General features: G+C 42.0%; 9 protein-coding genes. 2 read left to right on the top strand and 7 right to left on the bottom strand.

Going from position 1 to position 6,021, the window contains the following annotated elements; translation table 11 throughout:
• Positions 1-98: 98 nt before the first annotated feature.
• Genes WAK81_RS08295 through WAK81_RS08285 form a run of 3 tightly spaced genes read right to left on the bottom strand, consistent with a single transcriptional unit; the run spans position 99 to position 2,911 of the window.
• On the bottom strand, positions 99-1,175 hold the full coding sequence (locus tag WAK81_RS08295; protein WP_422196437.1) for a DUF6670 family protein: 1,077 nt from the start codon (positions 1,173-1,175) through the stop codon (positions 99-101).
• An 18-nt stretch (positions 1,176-1,193) separates the two neighbouring features.
• Positions 1,194-2,015: a CDP-diacylglycerol--serine O-phosphatidyltransferase gene (pssA, locus tag WAK81_RS08290; protein WP_004645113.1), complete on the bottom strand. Its 822-nt coding sequence runs from the start codon at positions 2,013-2,015 to the stop codon at positions 1,194-1,196.
• Between the two features lie 38 nt (positions 2,016-2,053).
• Positions 2,054-2,911, bottom strand: a complete 858-nt coding sequence (locus WAK81_RS08285; protein ID WP_004732197.1) for a 23S rRNA (adenine(2030)-N(6))-methyltransferase RlmJ — start codon at positions 2,909-2,911, stop codon at positions 2,054-2,056.
• A 117-nt stretch (positions 2,912-3,028) separates the two neighbouring features.
• Between WAK81_RS08285 and WAK81_RS08280 the strand changes: the two genes are divergently transcribed.
• Together WAK81_RS08280 and WAK81_RS08275 are read left to right on the top strand one after the other, a co-directional pair.
• Positions 3,029-3,631, top strand: a complete 603-nt coding sequence (locus WAK81_RS08280; protein WP_422196436.1) for a 2OG-Fe(II) oxygenase — start codon at positions 3,029-3,031, stop codon at positions 3,629-3,631.
• Positions 3,632-3,701: 70 nt separating this feature from the next.
• Positions 3,702-4,229, top strand: coding sequence for a hypothetical protein (locus WAK81_RS08275; RefSeq protein ID WP_422196435.1), 528 nt, complete (start codon positions 3,702-3,704; stop codon positions 4,227-4,229).
• 90 nt (positions 4,230-4,319) lie between these two features.
• On the opposite strand, the gene WAK81_RS08270 is transcribed toward WAK81_RS08275, so the two are convergent.
• From WAK81_RS08270 to WAK81_RS08255, 4 genes are all read right to left on the bottom strand, one after another.
• Entirely contained in the window at positions 4,320-4,577 is a 258-nt protein-coding gene (locus WAK81_RS08270; RefSeq protein WP_004645106.1) for a DUF2789 family protein, read from the bottom strand.
• Positions 4,578-4,692: 115 nt separating this feature from the next.
• Positions 4,693-4,947 carry a DUF2789 family protein gene (locus WAK81_RS08265; RefSeq protein WP_422196434.1) on the bottom strand — a complete coding sequence of 85 codons (255 nt, stop codon included), beginning with the start codon at positions 4,945-4,947 and terminating at the stop codon, positions 4,693-4,695.
• A 51-nt stretch (positions 4,948-4,998) separates the two neighbouring features.
• On the bottom strand, positions 4,999-5,277 hold the full coding sequence (locus WAK81_RS08260; RefSeq protein ID WP_422196433.1) for a DUF2789 family protein: 279 nt from the start codon (positions 5,275-5,277) through the stop codon (positions 4,999-5,001).
• 175 nt (positions 5,278-5,452) lie between these two features.
• On the bottom strand, positions 5,453-6,021 hold a 569-nt coding region (locus tag WAK81_RS08255; RefSeq protein ID WP_422196432.1), incomplete at its 5' end, for a malate dehydrogenase.

Below are 6,021 nucleotides of genomic sequence, written 5' to 3'. Positions count from 1 at the left end.
ATTCTACAGGATTCCCGACCCAATACAACCCCTATTCTTAAATAATCCAGCAAAAACATCACGACTGTTTATTTATTCTACAAAAATCATGCTTTTCTTCATTTCTTGAGCATTAAAGGTACTGAATTGGATAGATGACTTAATCTTTTTTCAGTTTTATTCTGTTCCTGAAAGCGTAAAGGCCGGCAATCTATGTATTCACAATAACCCCCTTCTCCATTTTCGGTCTGTTCATTTATTTTCACTTGATAACTAAAACTTCCTACATAGCCCGCTGCCAGGCCAAATTTAAAATCTCCACGACTTTGACCTTGCACCCAGATACAAGTACCGTCTGCATTTTCATAACACCATTCAAATTCGCGCGGCAAATACATACTTTGCCGATTGGGTGTAGTGACACGCGGATAAACACGATGAATTTTAAAATAAACTTTGCGATCGAACATTTGGGTCCGCATGTTTTTTAAATCACGGAGATATATCCGCGACTGAACAATACTATTAAAACCATCCCGAATTTGCGCCAACAACAGTTGCCGATTTTCACTGAGATTAATAATTTGATAAGTCAGGAAGGCCAAAGGTAGATAAGGAAAGTTAAAACTCCGCGCGTATTCAAAGCTTCCAAGACCATCGATCGTATATTGCTGGGCTTTATAGTTCACCGTTCCCTGACAATGACATAGCAAAGACCAGTGATCTGCCAAGGCAAAACGCATTTGGGTAAAATGAGAAATCAGCTGAGTGGTCTGAATATTTAAGTCAAAACTGAGTTCCGAGTCAGAACGTTGCAAACGAAAATTTGGAAAAGTTCCGCTCAATTTCTCCCGATCCAAAAACTGAAATAGACTAGATTTAAAATGACAGTCCTGCTTGACAGAATAGTGATGCAATTGTCCCACCATATGCGGACTCGAACTACAAATCACGGTGGCGGTATCTAGGGCTGTGGTTTCGATTGCACTCGGGTTTGCCAGCATGGGCGCATTGGGTTGCCCGATAATACTTAGAAAGTTTAAATAATAGAGCGGTGCCGAAAGCCCGGGGATTATTAATCCTTGATGAATAATTTTATATTTTGAGGTGGGGCCATGATAGGCGGGATAGCGCGAAACAGTAGGAGTCTGATTCAGCTGTTTCGAACGATCTAAAAAATCTTGAAGAAACCGCATCTCAGACTCCTTATATTTTTATAATGTACTCGATCTTTTTGCCATAAAAGTGGTTACAAAACCAGACAAGGCATAGAGAATAGAAATTACCAGAATGCCGACAGGAATATTATAAGTCATCGCTGCAAAGACGAATACGGCGATTGGTAGGACAAAAAATGGAACCCGTTTACGTTCTACAGTTTTGAATGAGTAGTACTTGATATTGGAAATCATCAACAAGCCCACCGCAATGATGACCACTGCATTAATGACCTGAAGAGAAGGTTCACGAATATCAAAGATTTCTGGAAAATCCAGACCGACCCAGACCAATGACACAATCATGATGGCCGCCAGAGGACTTGCGACACCAATAAAATAACGTTTGTCGACCACACCAATCTGTACATTAAAACGTGCCAGACGGAACGCAGCACAAGCAGTATAAACAAAGCAAGCCGCCAGACCGATCCGGCCCAAATCACTCAAGCCCCAGCTATACATCAAAATAGCGGGAGCTACACCAAAAGCCAGCATATCAGAAAGCGAGTCAAACTGTTCACCGAACGGACTTTGTGCACCAATGGCACGTGCCACACGGCCATCCAATCCATCCAGTAATGCCGCAATAAAGATCGCATAAATGGCTTGCTGAAAATTGCCATTCATACTGGCAATAATCGAGTAGAAACCTGACAACAACGCTGCCGTTGTAATCAGGTTCGGCCATAGATAGATGCCTCGACGCTTAACTTTTTGCCCTTCCTGGGTATGCTCCTCTTCTTCTACTTCAAAGGTGATGCCATCAAAAGGCACTTCAGTTGAAGAGTCGCGTTCCGGTTTGCTTATATTTGTCATTCTTGTCGATCCTAGCTATGACCTGATCTTTAAAAAAATTACTCGCCCACTAACCAGCGAACTGCAGCGTGACCACCATTTTCACTCATGCGAAGATGCGGGAATAACCACTGTAGTGCTTCATCTGCATCTTCAGAGAATTTCCAAGGTGGGTTAATCACCAGCAAGCCACAACCGTTCAAGCCTACTGGGGTATCATCTGGCCATACACAGACTTCACAAACCAGTTGACGACGGATACCTGTCTTGAACATTTTCTTCTCGAAGCGTTCGATCATGGCACGGTCTTTAATTGGATACCAAACGGCAAACACACCTGTCGGCCATTTCTTATAAGCAGCAACCAGCAGTTCAACCAACTGCGGGAAATCTTTACGCTCCAGTTCATACGGCGGATCGATCATCACCAGACCACGTTTTTCTTTCGGTGGAATGACTGCTAAAAGACCTTCGTATGCATCACGCTCATGCAAACCTGCACGCTTGTCAAAAATATTATGACGAAGTTGCTGAAATACATCACGCTGCATTTCAAAAATGGTCGCTTTATCAATCTCGCGCATGCCTTCTAGCGCAAACCACGGTGAACCTGGATAAGCACCCTTACCAAAGTTTTCACGCATGTTTTCAACAATTTTCAAGTATTGTTGTACGCCTTCAGGTGCATTACGCTTGATCGAATCGTCGAGCTTAACAAGACGATGAATACCGTTTAAAAACTCACCTGATTTTTGCGCTTCGGCAGTCGATAAATCATATTTACCTGCACCACCATGCGTATCTACATAGCGATAAGGTTTGTCTTTTGCATTCAGTCGAGTCAACAACTGAAGCAATAAAACGTGCTTCATGACATCGGCAAAGTTGCCTGCGTGGTAAGAGTGACGGTAATTCATGTTTCAATTATTCCTAAGATCAATTGCTATTTTAACATGAAAAACTATTTCGTTCAGAAACGATTATTGCACTAAAATAGCGGACCTTTTTTTACCACACTATCGAGAATTGAAAAAATGGAAGCAGTTATCATCCCAGGGGATTGGAATGTTGATCAAATCTTAGATGATTTAGATCAACATGGCTTTAGTATTGTTGACGATGCTTATTCTAGCGAATATCAACATGCGGTGAGTCAAGAATGCCTAAACCACTTAAACAAATTTCGTAACGCGGCCATTCAAAATGGCGTCGTCAGCAACATCCGTAGTGATCATATTCTTTGGTTACAACCTGAATTTCAAATTTCCCACCTACACACCCAAACCCTTCAACAATTTTCTCAAGTTTTAAACCGCGCGTTTTATGTAGGCATCAAAGATGTCGAAGCACATTTCGCCTGCTATAACGCGGGTGAGTTCTATTCCCTGCACCGCGACAATCCGCAAGGTAAAAATGGCCGGATGATTTCCAGTGTGTATTATCTGCATGAACAATGGCAGGCGGACTGGGGCGGTGAACTACGCCTGCAGGATAAACATGGCCAGTGGCATATTATCCAGCCAAAACCTAACCGAATGGCGCTGTTCCAGAGCGATTTATTACATGAAGTTTTAATTTCTAAACAGCAACGCCTATCCATTACAGCCTGGCTAAGAAGTGATACCTCACTGCTCTAAGACGACCTGTCGCTTTAAATTTTAATTTTTAACCTCATATAGCCATTATTGAGAAATGAGGATTGCGTTGATGCGATTAACGACCAAACAGATTATTCAACGTCTGGGTGAAACTGACCAATTGTATTTAAAAGGCAATACGCCAGAATTAACGCTTGAACGTGCTGATCTTCGTTTACAGCTGGTGACTTTAAGTGAACTACGTCAGGAACAGCGACATTTCCTGCAAGAAGCCGTAGTGTTGCTGGAACAAGGCCGAGTAGAATTTGAAGAAATGCCACTGCGCATGTATATCAACCTATCTTTGCATCTAGCCAAGGCCTATATGATGTTCTTTGAATTGACCAAAGAGCACCATTTCGCCCTGATTACCCAGCAAATTCTAAAACCGATGACCAGTTATGAACATGGTGATATTTATTTCTTCCTGGCCTATGCCAGTGCCAGTAAAAATGAGCCCGCCCTGACCCGTCACTGGTTAGGTAAATACACTACGACTGCCGAATTTGAGCTGGAATTATTACAACAGCATCACGCTTTTAGTGATTATCGTCAGCACGAATGGTTTAACAAAATATTAAAAAGCAAAATGCATTAAGCCAGATTGCAAAAACGCCTCAGATGAGGCGTTTTTTAATACAAGCTGTATCGTCTTATTTTAAATACCAGAAAAACACAGGAAAAATGATCAAGCAGGTTGACGTCTGTAGGCGTCCATGTGCAGTTGCTGATTCAGTTCATCGACCCAAATTGCCCAATCATCATCTTGTACCAAATGGCTGATTAATAAAGAACGCTGGGCTTTATTCCAGAACGGCGCATCGTGCAAGGACAATCCTGCTGGCAGTTGATGGGTGCGTACATACAATTCAATAGCCGCAGGACTATTGGCGAGACCGAGCTGAGAAAACAAGAGCTCTAAGGATGGTTGGTTCTTTGCGAGCATCGCGCCCTCCTCATATCAGATAAATTGTAATTATTTATAGGTCTAACTTATAAGATAAGACAAAAAAAACCTAGTCATTTGACTAGGTTTGTTGTTTCTTTTTGTATGAAAGCATTTAAGCGCTTTGTTTGTCACTTTCCACATGTAAAAGCTGATTTAACTTGTCAATAATGACAATCCATTCATCATCTTGGTGCCAATGTTCACGCAGGAAAGCACTTTGTCCCTCACTCCAGAATTCGGCATCCGGTAATGCCACTTCAGATGGCAATTGATGAGTATGGGTAAATTGACTGATTGAGGCTTCGTCAGAAGGCAAACCCAATTGTTCAAATAATAATTCTAAAGTTAACTGTTGTTCCGTAAGCATAAATAGACTCCATCGTAGCGTTAAATTATGAGAGTGTTGAGATTGGAATTCTTAGGTTGATTTATGGCTGGGTATGTCACAGGAACCGGAACCCTCTGCCTCAATATGTAATTGTTCATTCAATACATCGACAAAAATGGCCCAGTCATCATCTTTCTTCCAGTGACTGATCAGAAAATCATGCTGTGATTTACTCCAAAAAGGAGCTTTATGCAGGGGCACGTCCATACCAATTTGATGCGTGCTAATAAACTCATCAATCGCTTCCGGACTCGAATCCAGACCCAATTGTTCAAAGAAAAGTTCGAAGGTGGGGCGTTGTTCTAACATCTGAACCTCCATCTTTTTTATCTATAATCTTGTCTCTACCTTAGAGGGCTCGTAACGAAAACTCAGTTGTCTCTCCTTCACAGCTTGTTATTTTTTGTTGATTAAAAAAGTGACCGCTATAAAAAAAGCACCCCAAATGGAGTGCTTTTTTTCAACTTAATCTGAAAAGATTAAATTATTTAAGCATGTCAGCAATTGCTGCGCGCTCTTCTTCAAGTTCATTCAACGTGAAGTTGATACGCTCTTGACTGAATTCGTCGATTTCTAGACCTTGAACGATTTTGTATTCACCGTTTTCAGTCGTTACAGGGAAACCGAACATTACGCCTTCAGGAATACCATAAGAACCGTCAGAAGGAATACCCATAGTTACCCATTCGCCGTTTGTGCCAAGAGCCCAATCGCGCATATGGTCGATTGCAGCGTTAGCAGCAGAAGCAGCAGAAGATAAACCACGTGCTTCGATGATCGCAGCACCACGTTTACCAACAGTCGGAAGGAATGTATTTGCATTCCATTCTTGGTCGTTGATCATGTCTTTAACGCTTTCGCCGTTAATTGTTGCAAAACGGTAGTCAGCATACATGGTTGGAGAGTGGTTACCCCAAACTGTAAGATTTTTGATGTCTTTAACCGCTTTACCAGTTTTAGCAGCAATTTGAGATGCAGCACGGTTGTGGTCAAGACGTAACATTGCAGTGAAGTTTTTCGCTGGAAGATCTGGAGCAGATTTCATTGCGATGT

The organism is Acinetobacter sp., assembly GCF_049284435.1.
Lineage (GTDB): Bacteria > Pseudomonadota > Gammaproteobacteria > Pseudomonadales > Moraxellaceae > Acinetobacter.
Note: the sequence above shows the minus strand (reverse complement) of the source record. Positions and strands in the feature narration are given on the sequence as shown.